Source organism: Rathayibacter sp. AY1B4 (assembly GCF_002932815.1).
Classification (GTDB): domain Bacteria; phylum Actinomycetota; class Actinomycetes; order Actinomycetales; family Microbacteriaceae; genus Rathayibacter.
On sequence record NZ_PSWN01000010.1, the window covers coordinates 72,421 to 93,836 of the forward strand.

Below are 21,416 nucleotides of genomic sequence, written 5' to 3' on the forward strand. Positions count from 1 at the left end.
ATTCAATGGCCTCTGATCACGATCTCAGTCGGGCGATGCGCCGAGAATTGCGCAATCCCATCCTTGGAGGATTGGCGCTTCTGCTGTTCGGCGGCACAGCGGTTCTATTGCTTCTGTTCTGGTTCACCGATGCACGCGCCGTTCTCACGCCCTTCGTCGGGCCTGGAACGGGACTGGTCCTCACTGCTTTTACCGTGGAGGTAGCTCGACGCGCTAGGAGGCGCATGCGCGCGGAGGAGCGGGAGAGCTGACCTCGGAGCCTCGATCGACGGAGATTCTCGTCGCGCCATTGAGCGGCAAAAATCTCCGTCGCCGGTGGAGGACATTGCGTGTCTGACCAGCCCGGCCGGTATACGCCAACCGGAGTCGAACGATCGGACTATCCAATTTGGGATGCAACCGACATCTACGGCAAACGAAGAGTGATCGACGGAGGGGACGCAGCGCGGCCGTCCACCGTGCGGAGACGACGGGCGACCGCAGCGCCGACGGGCTCCGGGACGCACGGAGCCGACCGTGCGCCGGGAGTGTGACGCGCGGAGGCTCCCTCCGGGCGGCGGGTGGGTAGGCTGACCGGACAGCACGTGCTCCGGGGTCGGTGGGAATTCCGAACCGGCGGTCACAGTCCGCGAGCCGCAGCCCCTCGAGAGGGGCGGCGGTTGACCTGGTGGAACTCCAGGACCGACGGTGAAAGTCCGGAGGAGAGGCAGCACGAGCGTCGCGCATCACCGCGCGATGCTGAGCGACGGTGCCCGCGCACCGTCGATCGAGACCCCGGAGTTCGGCGACGAACGGAAGAACCGGGAATGACGATCGACTACGAGCACGCGATGCGCCGGGCGCTGGCGCTCGCCGAGCGCGGGCCCGCCCGCGGACCCAACCCGCGCGTAGGCTGCGTGATCCTCGCGCCCGACGGCACCGTCCTCGGCGAGGGCTGGCACCACGGAGCCGGCACCGCGCACGCCGAGGTCGACGCCCTGTCGCACGTCGCGGCGGGCGCCGCCGAGGGCGCGACGGCCGTCGTCTCGCTCGAGCCGTGCGACCACACCGGGCGCACGGGTCCCTGCAGCCGCGCCCTGATCGAGGCGGGCGTCTCCCGCGTCGTCTACGCCGTGCCGGACCCGGGCGAGCGCTCGGCCGGCGGCGGTCGCACCCTCCGCGAGGCCGGCGTCGAGGTGATCGAGGGCGTGCTCGCCGAGGGGGGAGAGCAGTTCCTCCACCCGTGGCTCACCGCGACCCGCCTGCACCGCCCCTTCGTCACGCTCAAGTGGGCCTCGACCCTCGACGGCCGCACCGCGGCGGCGGACGGCAGCAGCCGCTGGATCACCGGAGCGGCGGCCCGGCAGCGCGTGCACGAGCAGCGTGCCGCGCACGACGCGATCCTCGTCGGCACCGGGACCGTCCTCGCCGACGATCCCGCGCTCACCGCCCGCGGCGACGGAGGCGAGCTCCTCGCCCACCAGCCGGTGCCCGTCGTCGTCGGCACGCGCCCCGTGCCGCCGGGCGCCCGCCTGCACGAGCACCCCCGCGCCGTCGTGGTCGAGCGCACCCGCGACCTCGCCGCGGTCCTCGCGCACCTCTACTCCGCCGAGATCCGCAGCGTCTACGTCGAGGCCGGACCGACCCTCGCCTCCGCGCTCGTCGCCGCCGGACTGGTCGACGAGTACCTCGTGTTCCTCGCGCCCGCGCTCCTCGGCGGCCCCCGCCTCGCGCTCGGCGACCTCGGCGTGGAGAGCATCGGCGGGGCCCGGCGCCTCTCCCTCCGCTCGGTCGAGATCCTCGGCGACGACCTCCTCGTGACCGCGCGCCCCGACGTCCTCCCCGCGGGCGGTGCCGGCACCCCGGCCCGCCTCCCCCACGCCCTGCAGATGGAGACCCACTGATGTTCACCGGAATCATCGAGGAGAAGGGCGTCGTGACCGCCGTCGAGGCGGGCGCCGACGCGATCCGCCTCAGCATCCGCGGGCCCCTCGCCGTCGACGGCGTGCGGCACGGCGACTCGATCGCGGTCTCGGGCGTCTGCCTCACCGTGGTCGAGCACACCGACCAGGGCTTCACCGCCGACGTCATGGCGCAGACCCTGCGGATGTCGACCCTCGACACCGTGGGCGTCGGCGACCCCGTGAACCTCGAGCGCGCCGCGCTGGTCGGCGACCGGCTCGGCGGCCACATCGTCCAGGGCCACATCGACGGCACGGCGACGCTGCTCGCCATCGCACCGGGCGAGGCGTGGCGGGTGCTGCGGTTCTCGCTGCCGACCGGCATCGCTCCGCTCGTCGTCGACAAGGGCTCGATCGCGGTGGACGGCGTCTCGCTGACCGTCTCGGCGATCAGCCCCGCCGCCGAGCCGGAGCAGTGGTTCGAGGTCTCGCTGATCCCCGAGACGCTCGCCGTCACCACGCTGGGCGCGCGCGCGATCGGCGATCAGGTCAACATCGAGACCGACGTCCTGGCCCGCCACGTCGAGCGGATGCTCGCGCTGCGCTCGATCGCGGAGGCCCGCTCATGAGCCTCGCCACCATCCCCGAGGCCGTCGAGGCGCTGCGCGCCGGGCGCCCGATCATCGTCGCGGACGACGAGGGCCGCGAGAACGAGGGCGACGTCATCGTCTCGGCCCAGCTCGCCAGCCAGGAGACGATCGCCTGGATGGTCCGCCACTCCTCCGGGTTCATCTGCGCGCCGATGACCAACGAGATCGCCGACCGCCTCGCCCTGCCGCTGATGGTGGTCGAGAACGAGGACCCGCGCGGCACCGCCTACACGCTGTCCGTCGACGCGGCCGACCGGCTCTCCACCGGCATCAGCGCCTCCGACCGCGCGCACACCCTCCGCGTGCTGGCCGACCCCGAGGCGACCCCGTCCCGCCTGAACCGCCCCGGCCACATCCTGCCGCTGCGCGCCGTCGACGGCGGCGTGCGCGAGCGCGACGGGCACACGGAGGCGGCGGTCGACCTGATGAAGCTCGCCGGCCTGTACCCCGTGGGCGCGATCTCCGAGATCGTCGCCGAGGACGGCGAGATGATGCGGCTGCCCGGGCTGATCGCTCTCGGCGAGCGCGAGGGCGTGCCGGTGACCACGGTCGCGGCCCTCATCGCGTACCTGCAGGAGTTCCACTGCGACGCGGAGGTGCCCGTCACGGTCGCGGTCCCGGAGAGCGCGCGGGTGAGCTTCGAGGTCGAGACCACGGTGCCGACCACCCACGGCCCGTTCCGCATCCGCGCCTACCGCGACCGGCAGACCGGAGCGGATCACGTCGCGATCCTCGCGGGAGAGGTCGCCGCGGGGCGGCCCGCACTGGTGCGCGTGCACTCCGAGTGCCTGACCGGCGAGGCGTTCGGCTCGCTGAAGTGCGAGTGCGGACCCCAGCTCGACGCCGCCCTCGACACGATCCAGCGGGACGGCGGCGTCGTCGTCTACCTCCGCGGGCACGAGGGCCGGGGCATCGGCCTGATCAACAAGCTGCGCGCTTACCGCCTGCAGGAGGACGGACTCGACACCCTCGACGCGAACCTCGCCCTCGGGCTCCCCGCCGACGCGCGGGACTACGGAGCGGCGGTCGGGATCCTCGAGGACCTCGGCCTCACCGAGGTGCGCCTGCTCACCAACAACCCCGAGAAGGTCCGCCAGCTCACCGACCGCGGCATCGTCGTCGCCGAGCGCGTGCCGCTCGTCGTCGGGGTCGGCGCCTTCAACGAGGGCTACCTCGAGACCAAGCGCGACCGCATGGGCCACACCCTCGACAGCGTCCTCGACCACGACCCCCTCGACGCCGGGATCTCCGGCCTCGCCCTCGACGCCGGGATCGCCGGCGCCACCACGAAGGAGTAGCAATGGCCGGTAGCGGCGCCCCCACCACCTCCCCTCTCGACGGCGCGGGACTGCGCGTCGTCGTCATCGCGGGGACCTGGCACGAGCAGATCAGCGACGGTCTGATCGCCGGAGCGGGCCGAGCCCTCGACGAGGCCGGAGCGTCCTGGTCGCTCGTGCGCGTGCCCGGCTCGTTCGAGCTGCCCGTCGCCTCGAAGGCGGCCCTGGAGGCGGGGGCCGACGCGGTCGTCGCCCTCGGCGTGATCATCCGCGGCGGCACCCCGCACTTCGAGTACGTCTCGGACGCCGCCACCTCCGGGCTCACCACCGTCTCGATCCTGACGGGCAAGCCGGTCGGCTTCGGCGTGCTCACCCTCGACACCGAGCAGCAGGGCATCGATCGCGCGGGCCTTCCCGGCTCGAAGGAGGACAAGGGGCGCGAGGCGGCCGAGGCGGCGGTCTCGACCGCTCTGCTCCTCCGCTCGCTGCGCAGCTGAACCACTGCGGGCGGCCCCCGTCCTGGGGCCGCCCGCACACGAACCTGGGAGAACACGGAGTAAAGTGGTCGGGTCGTCACGAGCGACCCCTCTCTCCTCCCCCTCGCCCCAGCGGTCCGCGACGCCTGATCGACGCCCCGCCCCGCCGGCTCAGGGGGAGTCGCCGTCCACACGGAGCCCCTCCCTCATGTCTTCTCCCGCCGTCTCCGACGCGCCAGCAGCCGCCCCGCAGAACTCCCGCGGCCGCGTCATCCTCGCCAGCCTCATCGGCACCTCGATCGAGTTCTACGACTTCTACGCCTACGCGACCGCCGCCGTCCTGGTCTTCCCGTCGCTCTTCTTCGTCAACGAGGACCCGGCCACGGCCCTCCTCGCCTCCTTCGCCGTCTTCGGCGTCGCGTTCATCGCGCGCCCGATCGGGTCGATCATCTTCGGCCACTTCGGCGACCGCGTCGGCCGCAAGGGCACCCTCGTCGCCTCACTGCTCACCATGGGCGTCGCGACCTTCCTGATCGGCTGCCTGCCCACCGCGCTCACGCCCGGCTGGGAGTTCCTCGCTCCGTTCCTGCTCGTGGTGATGCGCTTCTGCCAGGGCCTCGGCCTCGGCGGCGAGTGGTCCGGAGCCGCGCTGCTCGCGACCGAGAACGCACCGGCCGGCAAGCGCGCCATCTACGGCACCTTCCCGCAGCTGGGCGCACCGATCGGCTTCATCGTCGCCAACGTCCTGTTCCTGGTGCTCGCGAGCACGATGAGCGACGAGACGTTCGCGGCCTGGGGCTGGCGCGTGCCGTTCCTGGCGAGCGCCGTGCTCGTGATCATCGGGCTCTACGTGCGGTTCAAGCTCGTCGAGACGCCCGCGTTCCAGAAGGTCGTCGAGAAGGGCGAGGTCGCCAAGCTGCCCCTCGCCCGCGTCTTCGTCACCAGCTGGCGCCCGCTCATCCTGGGCACCTTCATCATGCTGGCGACCTACGTGCTCTTCTACCTCATGACCACGTTCACGCTGACCTACGGCACCTCGCCCGTCGACGGCGCGGTTCCGGGCCTCGGCTACACGCGCAACGACTTCCTCGTCATGCTGATCGTCGGCGTGGTGTTCTTCGGGATCTTCACGCTCGTCTCCGGCCCGCTCGCGGAGCGCTTCGGCCGCCGGCGGACGCTGCTCGTGGTGACCGCGGCGATCCTCGTGTTCGGCCTGCTCTTCGTGCCCCTGTTCAGCGCCGGCTTCGCGGGCGTCATGGCCGTCCTGATCCTCGGCTTCACGCTGATGGGCCTGACCTTCGGCCCGATGGGCGCCGTCCTCCCCGAGCTGTTCCCGACCAACGTCCGCTACACCGGCTCGGCGATGGCGTACAACCTCGCATCGATCCTCGGAGCGGCCCTCGCGCCGATCATCGCGGTCGCGCTCTGGAGGGCGGCGGGCGGCAGCACCGTGCTGGTCGGCCTCTACCTCAGCGCCGCGGCCGTGCTGACGCTGATCGCGCTCCTGCTCTCCAAGGAGACGAAGAACGCGTCGTACCACGACAACGTCTCGTAGGACTCCCTGCAGAGGACGGCCCGACGGGATCCCCCGGCGGGCCGTCCGCGTCTCCGCTCCCTCCCTGAGCACCGGGCCCGCCCTCTGGCGGCCTGCTCGCAGCGACGACGGGGCAGAATGGACGGCGATGAGCACCACCACCTCCCGGCGCGGCGGACGACGACCCTCCCGCGACGACGGACCCCGCGCCTCCTTCTCGCAGCTCGTGCCCTACCTGCTCGAGCACCGCGGCATCCTCTCGGTCGTCGTGGTCCTCAGTCTGTTCGGAGCGGCGGCGAGCCTCGGCCAGCCCCTGCTCGTCGGCCAGGTCATCACCCGGGTCCAGTCCGGTCTCGATCTCGGCCCGCTCGTGTGGGCCCTCGTCGGCCTGGTCGTGGCCTCCGGGCTCATCTCGGGCTTCGCGCACTACCTGCTCCAGCGCACCGGCGAGGGGATCGTGCTCTCGAGCCGCCGCCGCCTCGTCGCACGGCTGCTGCGCCTCCCCATCCGGGAGTTCGACGCGCGCCGCACCGGCGACCTCGTCTCGCGCGTCGGCTCCGACTCCACGCTCCTGCGCGCGGTGCTGACCCAGGGGCTCGTCGACTCGATCGCGGGCTCCCTCGTCTTCGTCGGCGCGATCATCGCGATGGCCGTCATCGACTGGGTGCTGCTGCTGATCATCGTGGCGGTGGTGGCGGTGGCCCTCGGGCTCGCGCTGACCCTCGGCCGCGGCATCCGCACCGCCAGCCGCAAGGCCCAGGAGAAGGTCGGCGATCTGGCCGCGGCCGTCGAGCGCGCCATCAGCGCCGTCCGGACGATCCGTGCCGCCGGAGCCACCGATCGCGAGATCGCGGTCGTCGACCAGCACGCGACGGAGGCGTACCGCCTCGGGATCCGCGTCGCGCACGTCTCGGCCCTCGTGGTGCCGGTGGCGGGGATCGCCATGCAGGTCGCCTTCCTCGCCGTCCTCGGCGTCGGCGGCTACCGCGTCGCGTCCGGCGCGATCGACATCGCCCAGCTGGTCTCGTTCATCCTCTTCCTCTTCATGATGGTGATGCCGCTCGGCAACTTCATCGGCGCCATCACCTCGGTGAACTCGGCGCTGGGCGCCCTCGGCCGCATCCAGGAGATCATCGACCTGCCGATCGAGGGCGACGGCGACGCCTCCGCGGGCGGCCTCGGCGCCGGCGTGGCGGAGGAGGCCATCTCCTTCGAGGACGTGGTGTTCTCCTACGAGGAGGGCGCCGTGCCCGACGCGGCGGCCGTGGCGGACGAGCGCGACCGCACTGTCCTGCGCGGCGTCTCCTTCACCGTGCCGCGCGGCAAGCGCACCGCCCTGGTCGGGCCGTCGGGAGCGGGCAAGAGCACGATCCTCGCCCTCATCGAGCGGTTCTACGACCCGGAGGCCGGCGTCGTCCGACTCGGCGGTGTCGACATCACGGCCATCGACCGCGACGCGCTCCGCGCGCAGATCGGCTACGTCGAGCAGGACGCCCCGGTCCTGGCCGGCACCATCCGCGAGAACCTCGTCCTCGGCCGCCCCGACGCCGACGACGCCGACTGCCTCCGGGTGCTCGAGGCGGTGAACCTGACCGACGTGCTCGAGCGCAACCCGCTCGGCCTGCACGCGCCGGTGGGCGAGAGCGGAGTGATGCTCTCGGGCGGTGAGCGTCAGCGCCTCGCGATCGGCCGCGCGCTCCTGGCGGCCCCGCCGATCCTGCTGCTGGACGAGTCCACGTCGAGCCTCGACGGACTCAACGAGCAGCGCTTGCGCCTGGCGATCGACGCGGTCGCCGAGAACCGGACCCTGCTGGTGATCGCGCACCGCCTGTCGACCGTGGTCGACTCCGACCGCATCGTCGTGCTGCAGAAGGGCGAGGTCGTGGGAGTCGGCACCCACTCCGAGCTCGTCGAGTCGACGCCGCTCTACCGGGACCTCGCCAAGCACCAGCTGCTCGTCTGACGGACGCCGCAGCGGCGTCTCGCGACCGCCGCTGCCTCATGCCGGTCGACCAGCCGCGCAGCGGCGTGTCGAGACGCCCGCACGTCTCGACCGGCAGCCTGCGCCCGCTCGTCCCTCAGCGCGGCGGCAGCCGCAGAGCCCCGTCGAGCCGGATGGTCTCGCCGTTGATCATGGGGTTCTCGACGATGTGCCGCACCAGGGCCGCGAACTCCTCGGGGCGTCCGAGGCGGGCAGGATGCGGCGTCGCCGAGCCGAGCGCCTCGCGGGCCCTGTCCGGCAGCCCGGCGAGCAGGGGCGTGTCGAACGTGCCCGGTGCGATCGACACCACGCGCACGAGCCGGGCCGCGAGCTCGCGCGCGAGCGGCAGGGTCATCGCCGCCACGGCTCCCTTCGACGCGGCGTAGGCCGCCTGTCCGATCTGCCCCTCGAAGGCGGCGACGGAGGCGGTCGTGACCAGGACTCCCCGCTCCCCATCGATCGGCTCCCGCTCGGCGATCGACGCCGCGGCGAGGCGCAGCACGTTGAGCGTCCCGGTCGTGTTGATCCGCAGCACCCGCTCGAACTGCTCGAGCGGCAGCGGCCCGTCGCGTCCGAGCAGCCGCCCGGGTGTGGCCACGCCCGCACAGCTCACGGCGACGCGCAGCTCCCCCGCCGCCTCCACGGCGCTCGAGACGGCGTCCGGATCGAGGACGTCCCCGGCGATCAGCTGCACGGAGGCGGGCAGACGCGCGGCCTCCACCGCGTTCGGCAGATCGAGCACGACCACGCGCGCTCCTGCGGCGTCGAGCGCCGTCGCCGTCGCGGCTCCCAGTCCGGACGCTCCCCCCGCGATCAGCGCGGACGTCCCCTCGAGTCGCACGGTCAGCCCGCCGGAGCGGGGGTCGAGTCGGCGTCGGGCTCGTCGGTCGGCTCGCCGCCGGGCTCTCCCTTCGGATCGCTGCTCGGCTCCCCGGACGCGAGCGCCTGCGCCGAGCAGTCGGTCAGGGTGGCGTCGTAGGCGTCCCGGGCGCGCTGCGCCGCCAGGCGGACCTCCTCCTCCGCGAGCGGGCTCGCGAGCGGCGGCCGGTCGCTCAGGCCGTAGCGGGCGAGGCAGTCGCTGATCAGGCGGGTCATGCGCGCGCCGCTCTCGGGATCGGCTGTGCCGGTGGGCGCCGGGGCGGCGGTCGCGACGGAGCCCGAGTCGCGCACGGACCCGTCCGGCACCTCCGCGGCGGGACCGGAGCAGGCGGTGAGGCTCAGTGCGAGCGCGACTCCGACGAGCAGCGCGACGGGCGGGCGGAGCGTCGTGCGCAGGAGCATGGACGACCTCGTTCGTGACGGCTGGCTGCGGGCAGGAGTGCGGCCACGGTAGCGCAGTCGGTGCTTCCGGCGAGCGCTGGGCGCGCTCTCACGTCTCAGTGGCACCCCCAACGGGGCACAGACGCGCCTCTCAGGAGGGCTCGGCGAGCGCCCACATCGCGACCGCCGACGCCGCAGCGACGTTGAGCGAGTCGATCCCGTGCCGCATCGGGATCTGGACGGCGACATCGGCGGCGGCGAGCGCTTCGGCGGTGAGACCCTGCCCCTCGGTGCCGAGCACGAGGGCGACGCGCTCCGGAGCGCGGGCGGCGAAGTCCCGCAGGGGCACCGCCTCCGGGGTCAGAGCCATCGCCGCGATCGTGAAGCCCGCTCCGTGCAGGAGCCGCTGCGTCGACGGCCAGTCGCCGACGCGCGTCCAGGGCACCTGGAGGACCGTTCCCATGCTCACGCGGATGGCGCGGCGGTAGTACGGATCGGAGCAGCGCGGCGTCACCAGCACGGCATCGGCTCCGATGGCCCCGACGGAGCGGAAGATCGCGCCGACGTTCGTCGGGTCGACCACGTCCTCGAGCACGACGACGCGGCGCGCTCCCGCGAGCAGGCCGGCCGGGTCGGGCAGCACGGGCCGGTCCATCGCCGCGATCAGGCCGCGGTGCAGGGTGTACCCGGTGAGCTCGGCCAGGAGCTCACCCGGGCCCGTGAAGACGGGCACGTCGAAGCGGCCGACCAGGCGCTCGGCCTCGCCGGCCGAACCGCCGAGGGCGAGCACCGAGCGCGGCCGGTGCCCGGCGGCGATCGCGCGCTCGAGCACGAGCGCCGACTCCGCGATGTACAGGCCGTGCGGGCCGCGGGCGTTCTTCAGCGCGACATCGGTCGCGTGCGCGTAGTCGCGCAGCCGCGGGTCGTCGAGCGCGGTGACCTCGATCCGCTCCACCGGATCAGGCGAAGGGGTCGGGGGTGAGCGTGTACTTGGTGCTGAGGTACTCGTGGATCCCCTCGAGTCCGCCCTCGCGGCCGAGGCCCGACTGCTTCACCCCGCCGAAGGGCGCCGCCGCGTTCGACACCACGCCGACGTTGAGGCCCATCATCCCGGTGGCGAGCCGCTCGATCATCCGCTGACCGCGGGCGAGATCGCGCGTGAAGACGTAGGACACCAGTCCGTACTCGGTGTCGTTGGCGAGCGCGACGGCGTCGTCCTCGTCGGTGAACGGCACGATCGCGAGGACCGGGCCGAAGATCTCGGTGCGCAGGATCTCGCTCTCCCGGTCGACCCCCGCGAGCACGGTCGGCCGGTAGAAGTGGCCGGCCCCCTCGATCCGATCGCCGCCGGTGAGCAGGCGCGCGCCGCGGGAGGTTGCGTCCTCCACCAGCGCGGACGCCTTCTCGACCGCGCGCTCGTCGATCAGCGGGCCGATGGTCACTCCGTCCTCGGTGCCGCGGCCGACGCGCAGAGCGCGCACGCGCTCCACGATCCGCGCGGCGAACTCCTCGGCGATCGACTCGTGCACGAAGCAGCGGTTGGCGGCCGTGCAGGCCTGGCCGATGTTGCGGAACTTCGCGAGCATCGCGCCCTCGACCGCCCGGTCGAGGTCGGCGTCCTCGAACACGACGAAGGGCGCGTTGCCGCCCAGCTCCATCGAGGTCCGCAGCACGTTCTCGGAGGCCTGCTGCAGCAGCGTGCGCCCGACGGGAGTGGAGCCGGTGAAGGACACCTTCCGCAGGCGGGGATCCGACAGGATCGGAGCCGACACGGCTCCCGCCGAGGACGTGGTGACCACGTTGAGCACGCCGTCGGGGAGCCCCGCCTCGGCGAGCAGCGCCGCGAAGGCGAGCGTGGTGAGCGGAGTGAGCTCGGCCGGCTTCACGACGACGGTGCAGCCCGCCGCCAGCGCCGGAGCGATCTTCCGCGTCGCCATCGCGAGCGGGAAGTTCCAGGGGGTGATCAGGTAGCAGGGGCCCACCGGGTGCTGCGAGACGATCATCCGGCCACTGCCCTCGGGCGAGACGCCGTAGCGTCCGCTGATGCGCACCGCCTCCTCGCTGAACCAGCGGAGGAACTCGCCGCCGTACACGACCTCGCCCCTCGCCTCCGCGACCGGCTTGCCCATCTCGAGCGCCATCAGGAGCGCGAACTCCTCGGTGCGCTCCTGCAGGAGGTCGAACGCCCGCCGGAGGATCTCGCCCCGCTTCCGCGGCGCCGTCGCGGCCCACGACGGACCGGCGGCGACGGCGGCGTCGAGCGCCCGGACCCCGTCCTCCGGAGTCGCGTCGGCGATCGAGACCAGGACCGCTCCGGTGGCCGGGTCCTCGACGTCGATCGAGCCGCCGCCGGAGGCGTCCACCCACTCACCGCCGATCAGCAGCTGCGTGGGGATGCGGGCGAGCAGAGCGGTCTCGGCGGCGCGGGACGCGACGGAATCAGTCACAGGAGGGAACCACTTCTTCGGATCGGAGCGCGCAGACCGCGCCGGGAGGAGCTTCTCGTCCTCCCAGTGTAGGACGGGCGATCGCTCCGGGGGCGTGGTCGCCGGGAGCCGCGAGGACCTGCGCCTCCCTGAGCCCTGTGGAGGGACGAGCGCTCAGACGGACCGCTCGACGCGGACTCCCGCCTCCGTCAGCTCGCGCAGCGCCGCGGCACTCGCCTCCTCGGAGACGCCTGCGACCAGGTCCTGGAGCACGCGGACCTCGAGCCCCGCCCGTCGCGCGTCGAGCGCCGAGGCGCGCACGCAGTGGTCGGTCGCGAGTCCCACGACGTCGAGCGCAGTGACGCCCTGCTCCGCGAGCACGGCGCCGAGCTCCTCGCCCGCCTCCGTCGTGCCCTCGAAGGCCGAGTAGGAGGGGCGGCCCTGCCCCTTGAGGATCTGCACGTCGATCAGAGCGGTGTCCAGGGCCGGGTGGAACCGCGCGCCGTCCGTGCCGGCGACGCAGTGGACGGGCCAGCTGTCGACGAAGTCCGGCTCCACCGCGAAATGGCCGCCGTTGTCGGAGTCGCCCTCGTGCCAGTCGCGGGAGGCCAGCACCGCGGAGTACCGGCCGGCGTGCGCCGCCAGATGCGCGGTGATGCCCTGGGCGACGGCCGCGCCGCCTGTGACGGCGAGCGCGCCGCCCTCGGTGAAGTCGTTCTGCACGTCGACGATCAGGAGTGCGGTGGTCATCGTGGGCCTTCCGGGAGGAGGTGGAGAGGAGGAGCGGGCGGCCGACCCGTCCGGGTCAGGAGTCGGAGAGCGAGGATCCGCAGCGGTAGACGCCCGTCACGAGGGTGTCGATCGCGGTCTTCGCCGAGTCGGAGACGTCGCCGAGAGCGTAGACCGCGAAGGTCAGCTCGGTGCCGTCCGCCGCGGTGACCACGCCGGCCAGGGTGTAGCCGGTGTCGATCCAGCCCGTCTTCGCTCGCACCGCGCCGTCGGCCGCGGCGTTGTCGCCGGCGAAGCGGTCGGAGTAGGAGAGCGAGCCCGTCCGGCCCGACACCGGCAGGCCGTCCAGGAGGATCCCCAGCTGCCCCTCGCGGGCCTGCACCTTCCGGAGCAGCTCGGTGAAGTACGCCGGCGCGACCGCGTTGTCGTCGCTCAGACCGGAGCCGTCGACGATCGCGATCCCGGACGTGTCGACGCCGTAACCGGCGAGCCCCTGCAGCACACCGGCCTGCTCGGCAGCGAAGTCGCTGCCCGCGCCGGTGCGGATCGCGACGAGTCGCGCGAGCATCTCGGCGATCGCATTGTCGGAGACGAGCAGCATCTGCTGCACGAGCGTGCCGACCGGGGCCGACTCCACCGTGCCGAGAACCGCCGCGCCCGCGGGAGCCGTCCCGGTGGAGACCACGGGCGAGCCGTCCAGCTCATCGGCGAACGCCCCTCCGGCCCGGCCGACCGGATCCGTGCCGCGCTCGGAGGTCGAGGCCGTGGGGTCCTCGCGATCGCCGTCCACCTGGAGCGCCGTGATCTCGGGCATGTAGCCGTCGACCTGCTCCTTGCGGTTCCAGCTCGGCTGCCAGGTCTCGCCCGAGTAGAGGGAGGAGTCGAGCACCAGCGACGTGATCGGCGTCCCGGCGGTGGAGGGGTCCGCCTCCCAGGCGCTCTCGACCTGCGCCGCGAGGTCGTCGAGGTGGGCCGCTCCGGCGTAGGTCGACTCCCGGCCGGTCGGGAGCCCGGTCAGGGTGAGGTCTCCCCCGCCGACGAGGACGACACTTCCGGGCTCGCTCCCGCGGACAACGGTGGTGGCGATGCGTGTGTCCGGGCCGAGGACCGCGAGCGCCGACGCGGCCGTGAGGATCTTGAGGGCGGAGGCGGTGCGGGACGCGGTCCCGCCCCCGCGGTCGAACAGGACCTCGCCCGTCGCGGCGTCGACCACGCGCGCCTGCATCGAGCCCAGGCGCGGGTCGGCGGCGAGCCCCGCCACCGAGCAGGTGCGGAGCGCTTCGGCCGCCGCTTCGGCGGTGGGCCGCGCCGTGGCCGTCGGCGTCGGTGTGGGAGTCGCGGTGGCGGTCGGGGTCGAGGCGACGGGCAGCGCCCCTGGCTCCGCGGCGCTGCCGAGAGCCGTCCCCACGCCGAAGGCGCCGCCACCGAGCACGGCGGCCACGAGCACCGCGGCGACCACGAGAGTGCGGCGACGGCGGGGAGGAGGCGTGTCGGTCATCCGCAACAGGGTAGCGACGCGAGTTCGACGCGACCTGGACGCCGCGGATCCGGCCGGGAACTCACGGATCCGGCTCGGACGTCGAGGATGACGGGAGAGGGAGCCGCCTGTGGGAATCGAACCCACGACCTTCTCATTACGAGTGAGACGCTCTGCCGACTGAGCTAAGGCGGCGTGCACGCGGGGCCTGAGCCCCGGACACGATTACACAGCATAGCCTGCTCGCGCCCCCGGGCGTGAATCAGGACGGCGCGGTCGAGCAGAGGCCCCGCGACGGCGGCGGCTACCGCTGCGCTCGGCTCAGGCGAGCGCGCCGCGGAGCTCCTCGAAGGAGCGGGCGATGCGTCCGGGCAGGGCCTCCCGGCCGTCGTGATCGACCCAGGCCGCCCAGGCGTGGCGGACGGCGGCGAGCCCGAGGAGCGTCAGCATCCGCGCCCGGCTGCGCACCCGCTCCGCGTCGTCGTCCTCCTGGCCGAGACGCTCGGCGACGAGCCCCTCGACCGCGAGCTCGAACTCGCGCATGCCCGCGATCTTCAGACCGACCAGATGCGGGTGCTCGCGGAAGAGCGCGCGGCGGAGGACGTGCAGCTCCCGGTCCTCCTCGAGCGGCTCCTCCATCGCGGCGACGAAGACCCGCTGCAGGTCCTCGAGCACGGCGCCCCGGCCCGTGACGAACGCCGCCGCCGTCTCGTCGGCGATGACCGGGAGCCCGCCGACCAGCGCGTCCTCCTTCGAGGCGAAGTAGTTGAAGAAGGTGCGCGTGGAGACGTCGGCGGCGCGCGAGACGTCCTCGATGGTCACCCGCTCCGGCCCGCGCTCGCTCGCCAGGCGGAGGACGGCGATCTCGATCGCCCGCCGCGTGGCCAGGCGCTTGCGCTCGCGGAGCCCGGGCTGCTGCTCGCGGGGCCGCTCCTGCTCGCTCAGCACTGCGGATCCACCTCCGGGACGGTCCCCTCGAGCAGGTACGCGTCGACCGCGTCGTTCACGCAGGACGTCGACTTGTTGTAGGCCGTGTGGCCCTCGCCGTCGTAGGTGACCAGGTGACCGGCGGAGAGCTCGCCCGCGAGCGCCTGCGCCCACACGTAGGGCGTCGCGGGATCGTTCGTGGTGCCCACGACCAGGATGGGCGCCGAGCCCTCCGCGGTGATCGGCTCGCGGGAGCCCTCAAAGGCCGCCGGCCACTCGCTGCAGAGGATGTCGCCGTAGGCCATGTAGCGGCCGATCGTCGGCGCGGCCTGCTCGAGAGCGGCCTCGTCGGCGCGCATCGAGGCGGTGTCGGCGTCGTAGGAGTAGTCGACGCAGTTGATCGCGAGGAACGCCTCGGTGGTGTTGTCCGCGTACCGGCCGTCCGCGTCGCGCCCGTTGTAGGCGTCCGCGTACTGGAACGCGACCGCGGGGTCGCCCCGGCGGACGTCGGCCAGCATCTCGCTCAGCGCTCCCCACGCCGTGGCGTCGTAGAGCGGGTAGACGATCGCGGTGAACAGCGTGCTCGCGCCGAGCTCACGGCCGTCGGCGGCCCGGATCGGCGAGGCGTCCACGTCATCGAGCATGCGCTTCAGCTGGGCCATCCCCGCGTCGACGGTGCCGGTGAACGGGCAGTCGTCCGAGCGGAGGCAGTCGGCGAGGTAGGCGCGCAGTGCGCTCTCGAACCCCTTCGCCTGCTCGCGCACCACGTCGAACGAGGTGGCCGCCGGATCGATCGCGCCGTCGAGGACGAGGCGGCCGACCCGGTCCGGGAACAGCCCGGCGTAGGTCGCTCCGAGGAACGTGCCGTAGGAGTAGCCGAGGTAGTGCAGCGTCTCGTCGCCGAGCGCCGCGCGCAGCACGTCGAGATCACGGGCGGCGCTCGGGGTGCCGACCTCGGGCAGCAGCGGCCCGCTGCGCTCCTGGCAGGCGGCGGCGAACGCAGCGGCGGACGTGCGCTGCGCCTGGATCCACTCGTCGCTGCCCCGCTCCCCGGGCGTGATGTCGTAGAGGTAGGAGTCGAGGCCCGCGGCGTCGAGGCAGGAGACCGCGGTGGAGGCGCCCACTCCGCGCGGATCGAAGCCGACGACGTCGTACCGGGCGGCGAGCGCGGAGTCGACCGCGTAGTCGGCGCTGTCGCGGATGAAGTCGACGCCCGACGCTCCCGGTCCGCCCGGGTTCACGAGCAGGGAGCCGATCGCCGGTCCCTTCGTCGCGGGTCGGCGCACCAGAGCGATCGACGCGGTCTCCCCCGAGGGGTCGTCCCAGTCGAGCGGGACGGTCGCGTCGGTGCAGAGAGCGCCGTCGCCGCAGTCGTCCCAGACCAGCACCTGCGAGTAGTAGCGCTCCAGGGAGTCGTCGACGGTCTGCGGATAGGGGGTGGAGGTCCGGTCGACGCTCGGGCCGGGCGCGAAGCAGCCGGTCAGGAGGGACGCGGCCGCGGCGAGCGCGACGACGACGGCCGACCGGCGCCCCCGCCTCACGCGGCCACCGGGCGGCGCGCCGCGACGACGAGCAGCGCCTCGAGAGCGAGGACCGGGGAGACGTTCGCGTCGATCCGCTGCCGGGCGGTCGCGATCGCGTCGAGGACCGCGAGCGTGCGGTCGGGCGGAGTCGCTTCGGCGAGCGCGGTCATCTCGGTCCGGACCTCCTCGTTGATGACGCCGCCGGGCGCCCCGAGCTGGAGGCGCACCACGTCGCGGTAGAGGGAGAGCAGGTCGACGAGGATCCGGTCGAGGCCGTCGCGGAGGCTCCGCGTCGCGCGTCGCTTCTGGTCCTCCTCGAGCGCCCGCAGCTGCGAGCGGAGCTGCGCGGGCACGGTGCCCCCGGGCTCGACGCCGAGCGAGCGCAGCGCCTGCTGCCGCTCGGCCTCGTCGCGCTCGAGGGTGATCGCCTTGGCGTCCTCGGTCGCGACCTCGATCATCCGCGCAGCGCCGAGCACCGCGTCCGAGACGCCGCGGAGGCGCAGGGCGATGCGGAGCGTCTCCTCGCGCCGCTCGCGCGCGTTCGCGTCGGTCGCCAGGCGGTGCGCCATCCCGATGTGGCTCTGAGCCTGGCGGGCGGCGCGCTCGGCGGTCTCGGGGTCGACCCCGTCGCGGCGCTCGAGGAGACCGGCGACGTCCTCGACGCTCGGCACGCGGAGCCGCACGGAGCGGACGCGGGAGCGGATGGTGGGGAGCAGATCGGCCTCGCTCGGGGCGCACAGGATCCAGACCGTGCGCTCCGGCGGCTCTTCGAGCGCCTTCAGCAGCACGTTGGACGTGCGCTCGCTCATCCGGTCGGCGTCCTCGATGACCATGACGCGGTAGCGCGACACCGAGGGCGAGTACTGCGAGCTGCTGACCAGCCGCCGCACCTCGTCGATCGAGATGATCACGCGCTCGGTCGTCAGCACGGCGAGGTCGGGATGGGAGCGGGCGGCGACCTGGCGGCAGTCGGGGCACTCCCCGCAGCCGCCGCGGCGGCAGAGCAGTGCGGAGGCGAACGCGTAGGCGAGGTTCGAGCGGCCGGACCCGGGAGGGCCGGTGATGAGCCAGGAGTGCGTCATCGACGACGACTCCCGGCCACGGTCGTCCCGGGGCGTCGAGGCGTCCTGCAGGGCGCCGATGGCGTGCTCCTGCCCGACGAGCTGGCTCCAGACGGTCATGCCACCAGGCTAACCGCGAGCACCGACAGCCGACGCGCCGTCGAGGAGGACGGCGACCCGTTCCCGCACCGCGGCCGCGATCTCCTCGACGGGGAGAGCGGCGTCCAGGACGAGGAAGCGCTCGGCGTCCGTCTCGGCGATCGCCAGGAACGCCTCGCGCACGCGCCCGTGGAACTCCGCCTTCTCGGCCTCCAGCCGGTCGAAGCGGGTGCGGGCCGCGTCGAGCCGGCCCCGCGCGACGGCGGGGTCGAGGTCGAGCAGGACGGTGAGGTCGGGCCTCAGGTCGCGGGTGGCCCATTCCGAGAGCCGCCGGACCTCGACGGCGTCGAGGACCCGTCCGGCTCCCTGGTAGGCGACGGAGGAGTCGATGTAGCGGTCCTGCACGACGACCTCGCCGCGCTCGAGCGCCGGTCGCACGAGCGTCCCGATGTGCTGGGCGCGGTCCGCCGCGTAGAGCAGGGCCTCGGCCCGCGGGTCGATCTCGCCGCGGTGGTGCAGAACGATCTCGCGGATCTGCAGGCCCACCTCGGTGCCTCCGGGCTCGCGGGTGCGGACGACGGTCTCGCCCCGCGTGCCCAGCCACTCCTCGAGCAGCCGGGCCTGCGTGGTCTTGCCCGCGCCGTCCCCGCCCTCGAGGGTGACGAACAGCCCGGTCACGACTCGGTCGCGTCCGACGTCTCGGCGGCGGCCGCCGCGGCCGCGCGGCTCGCGGCGGTGGCGCGGGGCGCGGCGGGCTTCTTCGCTGCGGTCGTCTTCTTGGCGGCCGCGGCCGTCTTAGCCGCCGTCGTCTTAGCCGCCGTCGTCTTAGCCGCTGTCGTCTTGGCCGCCGTCGTCTTGGCCGCCGTGGTCTTCGCCGCGGGCTTCTTGGCCGGCGCGCGCTTGGCCGGAGCCTTCTTGGCCGGGCCCTTCGCGCGCTTGTCGGCGAGCATCTGGACCGCCTGCTCGAAGTCGATCTCCTCGATCGTGAGGCCCTTGGAGATCGTGACGTTGGTCTCGCCGTCGGTCACGTAGGCGCCGAAGCGTCCGTCGCGGATCCGGATCGGCTTGCCGCTGACGGGGTCCGCCTCGAACTCCTTCAGCGCGCTCGACGCGCGTCGCGCCCCGTACTTCGGCTGGGCGAAGATCTCGAGCGCCGTCGGCAGGTCGACCTCGAAGATCTGGTCCTCGCTGGTGAGCGACCGGCTGTCGGTGCCCTTCTTGATGTACGGGCCGTACCGGCCGTTCTGAGCCGTGATCGGCTCGCCGCTCTCGGGGTCGTCGCCGACCGTGCGCGGCAGGTCGAGCAGGCGCAGCGCCGTCGCCAGGTCGATCGACGCGACGTCCATCGACTTGAAGAGGGAGGAGGTGCGCGGCTTCACGACAGCGGGCTTCTTCGCGCCGCGCTTCGCGGGCGCGCGCTCGACGACTTCCCCGGTGGCGGGATCCGCCGCGGTCTCCGGCTCCGGATCGACCTCGGTCACGTAGGGGCCGAAGCGCCCGTCCTTGACGACGACGGTCTTGCCCGAGTCGGGGTTGCTTCCCAGCACGCGGTCGGTCTGCACCGGGGCGTCGACGAGCTCCTGCGCCTTGGCGGGCGTGAGCTCGTCGGGAGCCAGCTCGAGCGGCAGGTTGACGCGACGCGGCGTCTCCTGCCCCTCCTCCTGGGCCACCTCGAGGTAGGGGCCGTACTTGCCGATGCGCAGGGTGATGTCGTCGGTGATCCGGACGGAGTTGATGCTCTTCGCATCGATCTCGCCGAGGTTGTCCACGACGTGTCGGAGCCCGGGGTGCGTGCCTCCGCCGAAGTAGAAGCGGTTGAGCCAGGCGACGCGGTCCTCCTCGCCGCCGGCGATGCGGTCGAGGTCGCCCTCCATCTCGGCGGTGAAGTCGTACTCCACCAGGTCGGAGAAGAAGTCCTCGAGCAGCCGGACCACCGAGAAGGCGATCCAGTTGGGCACGAGGGCGGTGCCGCGCGGAGTGACGTAGCCGCGGTCGACGATGGTGGAGATGATCGACGCGTAGGTCGAGGGCCGGCCGATGCCGAGCTCCTCGAGCGCCTTGACCAGGCTCGCCTCCGTGTAGCGCGGGGGCGGCGAGGTCTCGTGGCCCTTGGCCTCGACCTCGGCGACGACCAGGCTCTGGCCGACCTCGAGCACCGGCAGCTTGGCGTCCTTCTCGTCGCGGGCGCCGTGACGCTCCTCGTCGCGCCCCTCCTCGTAGGCGAGCAGGAATCCGCGGAAGGTGATGACGGTTCCGGAGGCGGTGAACTCGGCGGTCTTCGCGACGTCGCCGGCCGGCTCGGCGAGCAGCGTCACGGTGGCGGTCGAGCCCTTGGCGTCGGCCATCTGCGAGGCGACGGTGCGCTTCCAGATGAGCTCGTAGAGGCGGAGGTCGTTGCCGCGGAGGGTGCCCGAGAGCTGGTCCGGGGTGCGGAAGGTCTCGCCCGCGGGCCGGATGGCCTCGTGCGCCTCCTGCGCGTTCTTGTTCTTGCCGGAGTACAGGCGGGGCTTGTCCGGGACGGTCTCGGCTCCGTAGAGGGACGCGGCCTGAGTGCGTGCGGCGTTCAGCGCCTGCTGCGAGAGCCCGGGTGAATCGGTCCTCATGTAGGTGATGAAGCCGTTCTCGTAGAGCGACTGCGCGACGCTCATCGTCTGGCGCGCCGAGAAGCGGAGCTTGCGCGCCGCCTCCTGCTGGAGCGTGGACGTGGTGAACGGGGCGGCGGGGCGGCGCGAGTACGGCTTGGACTCGAGGTTCGAGACCCGGACCGTGGTGGCGGGGTCGCGCAGCGCCTCGGCGAGGGCACCGGCGGTGGACTCGTCGAGGACGGTGACGTCGCCCTTCAGCTGACCGCGGTCGTCGAAGTCGCGGCCGCTTCCGATCCGCTTGCCGTCGAGCCGCGCCAGGCGGGCGTCGAAGCCCGCCGCGGCGTCCGACTCGGGTGCGAGCACGGTGGCGAGGTCCCAGTAGCTCGCCGACACGAACGCCAGGCGCTCCCGCTCGCGGTCGACCACCAGGCGGGTCGCGGCCGACTGCACCCGACCGGCCGAGAGCCCGGGGCCGACCTTGCGCCACAGCACGGGCGAGATCTCGTAGCCGTAGAGGCGGTCGAGGATGCGGCGGGTCTCCTGGGCGTCGACCAGGGAGGTGTCGATGTCCCGGGTGTTGTCGCGCGCCTTCTGGATCGCGTCCTTCGTGATCTCGTGGAAGACCATGCGGTGCACGGGGACCTTGGGCTTGAGCTCCTCGAGGAGGTGCCACGCGATGGCCTCGCCCTCGCGGTCTTCATCAGTGGCGAGGTAGAGCTCGTCGGCGTTCTTCAGCGCGCGCTTGAGGTCGGCGACCGTCTTCTTCTTCTGGTCGGACACGACGTAGTAGGGCTCGAAGCCGTTGTCGACGTCGACGGAGAACTTGCCCAGCGGGCCCTTCTTCAGCTCCGGGGGGAGGTTCTTCGGCTCGATGAGGTCGCGGATGTGCCCGACGGAGGCGAGCACCTCGTAGCCGTCGCCCAGGTACTGGGCGATGGTCTTGGCTTTCGCCGGCGACTCGACGATCACCAGCTTCTTCGTGCCGGACACAGTTCTCCTCGATTGGTGCTGTCGGGTCGGACGACCAGTGGTCCGACGTCCCCTGCTGCGGGGAGACGGTGCGCGGCGACGTGGTGCGGGGAACGGCGACGCGTCCCCATCGGCGGGGGCGCCCGACAGGCACACCATACACACTGACCCCGGACGTCCTGCCCCCTCCCGAGGACACGGGGACCTCGGGAGGACGCTGGACACGGCCTCGGAGCCGCCTGCCCGGCCTGCCGTCGGCGGGGGTGACGCGCGGCGCCGATCGGCGCATGATGAGGCATGGCAACGACGCACACCACCACGACTTCCGCCTACACGGCCAAGCTCCTCGACGGACCGCTGGAGGGCAAGACCCTCCGCCGGGGATACGGCGACGATCAGGCCCCCGCCGCACGCCTCGAGATCCCCGGGGCGAGGGCGGGCTCCCGCTACATCTACCTCCTCGCCGGGGGCCTCGAGCACGACGAGGGCGCGGGCGCCCTGCCGACCGCCGCCGCGTACCGGTACCAGCGACTCTCCTCCGACTGACGCGCTCCCGCGGCGT

The 21,416-nt window shown here is 72.9% G+C and carries 19 protein-coding genes, 1 tRNA gene and 1 riboswitch; of the genes, 8 read left to right on the forward strand and 12 right to left on the reverse strand.

What is annotated here, in order from left to right:
• Window positions 1-5 precede the first annotated feature (5 nt).
• From C5D66_RS16775 to C5D66_RS09020, 7 genes are all read left to right on the forward strand, one after another.
• Window positions 6-251, forward strand: coding sequence for a hypothetical protein (locus tag C5D66_RS16775; RefSeq protein WP_146078468.1), 246 nt, complete (start codon window positions 6-8; stop codon window positions 249-251).
• Window positions 252-582: 331 nt separating this feature from the next.
• Window positions 583-715, forward strand: a riboswitch (FMN riboswitch).
• 91 nt (window positions 716-806) lie between these two features.
• Window positions 807-1,883, forward strand: a complete 1,077-nt coding sequence (ribD, locus tag C5D66_RS08995; RefSeq protein WP_258061302.1) for a bifunctional diaminohydroxyphosphoribosylaminopyrimidine deaminase/5-amino-6-(5-phosphoribosylamino)uracil reductase RibD — start codon at window positions 807-809, stop codon at window positions 1,881-1,883.
• On the forward strand, window positions 1,883-2,509 hold the full coding sequence (locus C5D66_RS09000) for a riboflavin synthase (protein ID WP_104255830.1): 627 nt from the start codon (window positions 1,883-1,885) through the stop codon (window positions 2,507-2,509). Before ribD ends, C5D66_RS09000 begins: the two co-directional genes overlap by 1 nt.
• Complete coding sequence (gene ribA / locus C5D66_RS09005; RefSeq protein ID WP_104222225.1) at window positions 2,506-3,828, forward strand: GTP cyclohydrolase II; 1,323 nt, start codon at window positions 2,506-2,508, stop codon at window positions 3,826-3,828. The genes C5D66_RS09000 and ribA overlap by 4 nt, the downstream gene beginning before the upstream one ends.
• Window positions 3,829-3,830: 2 nt before the next feature.
• Window positions 3,831-4,304, forward strand: a complete 474-nt coding sequence (ribH, locus tag C5D66_RS09010; RefSeq protein ID WP_104222223.1) for a 6,7-dimethyl-8-ribityllumazine synthase — start codon at window positions 3,831-3,833, stop codon at window positions 4,302-4,304.
• 187 nt (window positions 4,305-4,491) lie between these two features.
• The gene (locus tag C5D66_RS09015) at window positions 4,492-5,838 is read left to right on the forward strand and encodes an MFS transporter (protein WP_104222221.1); all 1,347 of its coding nucleotides are present in this window, start codon (window positions 4,492-4,494) and stop codon (window positions 5,836-5,838) included.
• A gap of 127 nt (window positions 5,839-5,965) precedes the next feature.
• On the forward strand, window positions 5,966-7,780 hold the full coding sequence (locus C5D66_RS09020) for an ABC transporter ATP-binding protein (protein ID WP_104233721.1): 1,815 nt from the start codon (window positions 5,966-5,968) through the stop codon (window positions 7,778-7,780).
• 115 nt (window positions 7,781-7,895) lie between these two features.
• On the opposite strand, the gene C5D66_RS09025 is transcribed toward C5D66_RS09020, so the two are convergent.
• From C5D66_RS09025 to topA, 12 genes are all read right to left on the reverse strand, one after another.
• A complete protein-coding gene (locus C5D66_RS09025) occupies window positions 7,896-8,639 on the reverse strand; it encodes an SDR family NAD(P)-dependent oxidoreductase (RefSeq protein WP_104255831.1) in 744 nt (247 codons plus the stop codon).
• Window positions 8,640-8,641: 2 nt separating this feature from the next.
• Window positions 8,642-9,079, reverse strand: a complete 438-nt coding sequence (locus C5D66_RS09030) for a hypothetical protein (protein WP_104255832.1) — start codon at window positions 9,077-9,079, stop codon at window positions 8,642-8,644.
• A 130-nt stretch (window positions 9,080-9,209) separates the two neighbouring features.
• Window positions 9,210-10,013 carry an RNA methyltransferase gene (locus C5D66_RS09035; protein ID WP_104250606.1) on the reverse strand — a complete coding sequence of 268 codons (804 nt, stop codon included), beginning with the start codon at window positions 10,011-10,013 and terminating at the stop codon, window positions 9,210-9,212.
• Window positions 10,014-10,017: 4 nt separating this feature from the next.
• Window positions 10,018-11,505, reverse strand: a complete 1,488-nt coding sequence (locus tag C5D66_RS09040; protein WP_104255833.1) for an NAD-dependent succinate-semialdehyde dehydrogenase — start codon at window positions 11,503-11,505, stop codon at window positions 10,018-10,020.
• 153 nt (window positions 11,506-11,658) lie between these two features.
• Window positions 11,659-12,234 (reverse strand): isochorismatase family protein, encoded by a 576-nt coding sequence (locus tag C5D66_RS09045; RefSeq protein ID WP_104255834.1) that lies wholly within the window; start codon window positions 12,232-12,234, stop codon window positions 11,659-11,661.
• A gap of 55 nt (window positions 12,235-12,289) precedes the next feature.
• Window positions 12,290-13,711, reverse strand: a complete 1,422-nt coding sequence (gene dacB, locus C5D66_RS09050) for a D-alanyl-D-alanine carboxypeptidase/D-alanyl-D-alanine-endopeptidase (protein WP_104255835.1) — start codon at window positions 13,709-13,711, stop codon at window positions 12,290-12,292.
• Between the two features lie 101 nt (window positions 13,712-13,812).
• Window positions 13,813-13,885 (reverse strand) — tRNA-Thr (locus C5D66_RS09055).
• A gap of 126 nt (window positions 13,886-14,011) precedes the next feature.
• Window positions 14,012-14,638, reverse strand: a complete 627-nt coding sequence (locus tag C5D66_RS17150) for a TetR/AcrR family transcriptional regulator (protein WP_181028766.1) — start codon at window positions 14,636-14,638, stop codon at window positions 14,012-14,014.
• Entirely contained in the window at window positions 14,632-16,158 is a 1,527-nt protein-coding gene (locus tag C5D66_RS09065) for an alpha/beta hydrolase (protein WP_104255836.1), read from the reverse strand. The genes C5D66_RS17150 and C5D66_RS09065 overlap by 7 nt, the downstream gene beginning before the upstream one ends.
• Entirely contained in the window at window positions 16,155-17,321 is a 1,167-nt protein-coding gene (locus tag C5D66_RS09070; RefSeq protein ID WP_104255837.1) for a DNA polymerase III subunit delta', read from the reverse strand. The genes C5D66_RS09065 and C5D66_RS09070 overlap by 4 nt, the downstream gene beginning before the upstream one ends.
• Before the next feature lie 9 nt (window positions 17,322-17,330).
• Window positions 17,331-17,978 (reverse strand): dTMP kinase, encoded by a 648-nt coding sequence (gene tmk / locus C5D66_RS09075; RefSeq protein ID WP_104255838.1) that lies wholly within the window; start codon window positions 17,976-17,978, stop codon window positions 17,331-17,333.
• Window positions 17,975-20,875: a type I DNA topoisomerase gene (gene topA, locus C5D66_RS09080; RefSeq protein ID WP_104255839.1), complete on the reverse strand. Its 2,901-nt coding sequence runs from the start codon at window positions 20,873-20,875 to the stop codon at window positions 17,975-17,977. The genes tmk and topA overlap by 4 nt, the downstream gene beginning before the upstream one ends.
• A gap of 276 nt (window positions 20,876-21,151) precedes the next feature.
• On the opposite strand from topA, the gene C5D66_RS09085 reads away from it, so the two are divergent.
• On the forward strand, window positions 21,152-21,400 hold the full coding sequence (locus C5D66_RS09085; protein ID WP_104222197.1) for a hypothetical protein: 249 nt from the start codon (window positions 21,152-21,154) through the stop codon (window positions 21,398-21,400).
• Window positions 21,401-21,416 lie beyond the last annotated feature (16 nt).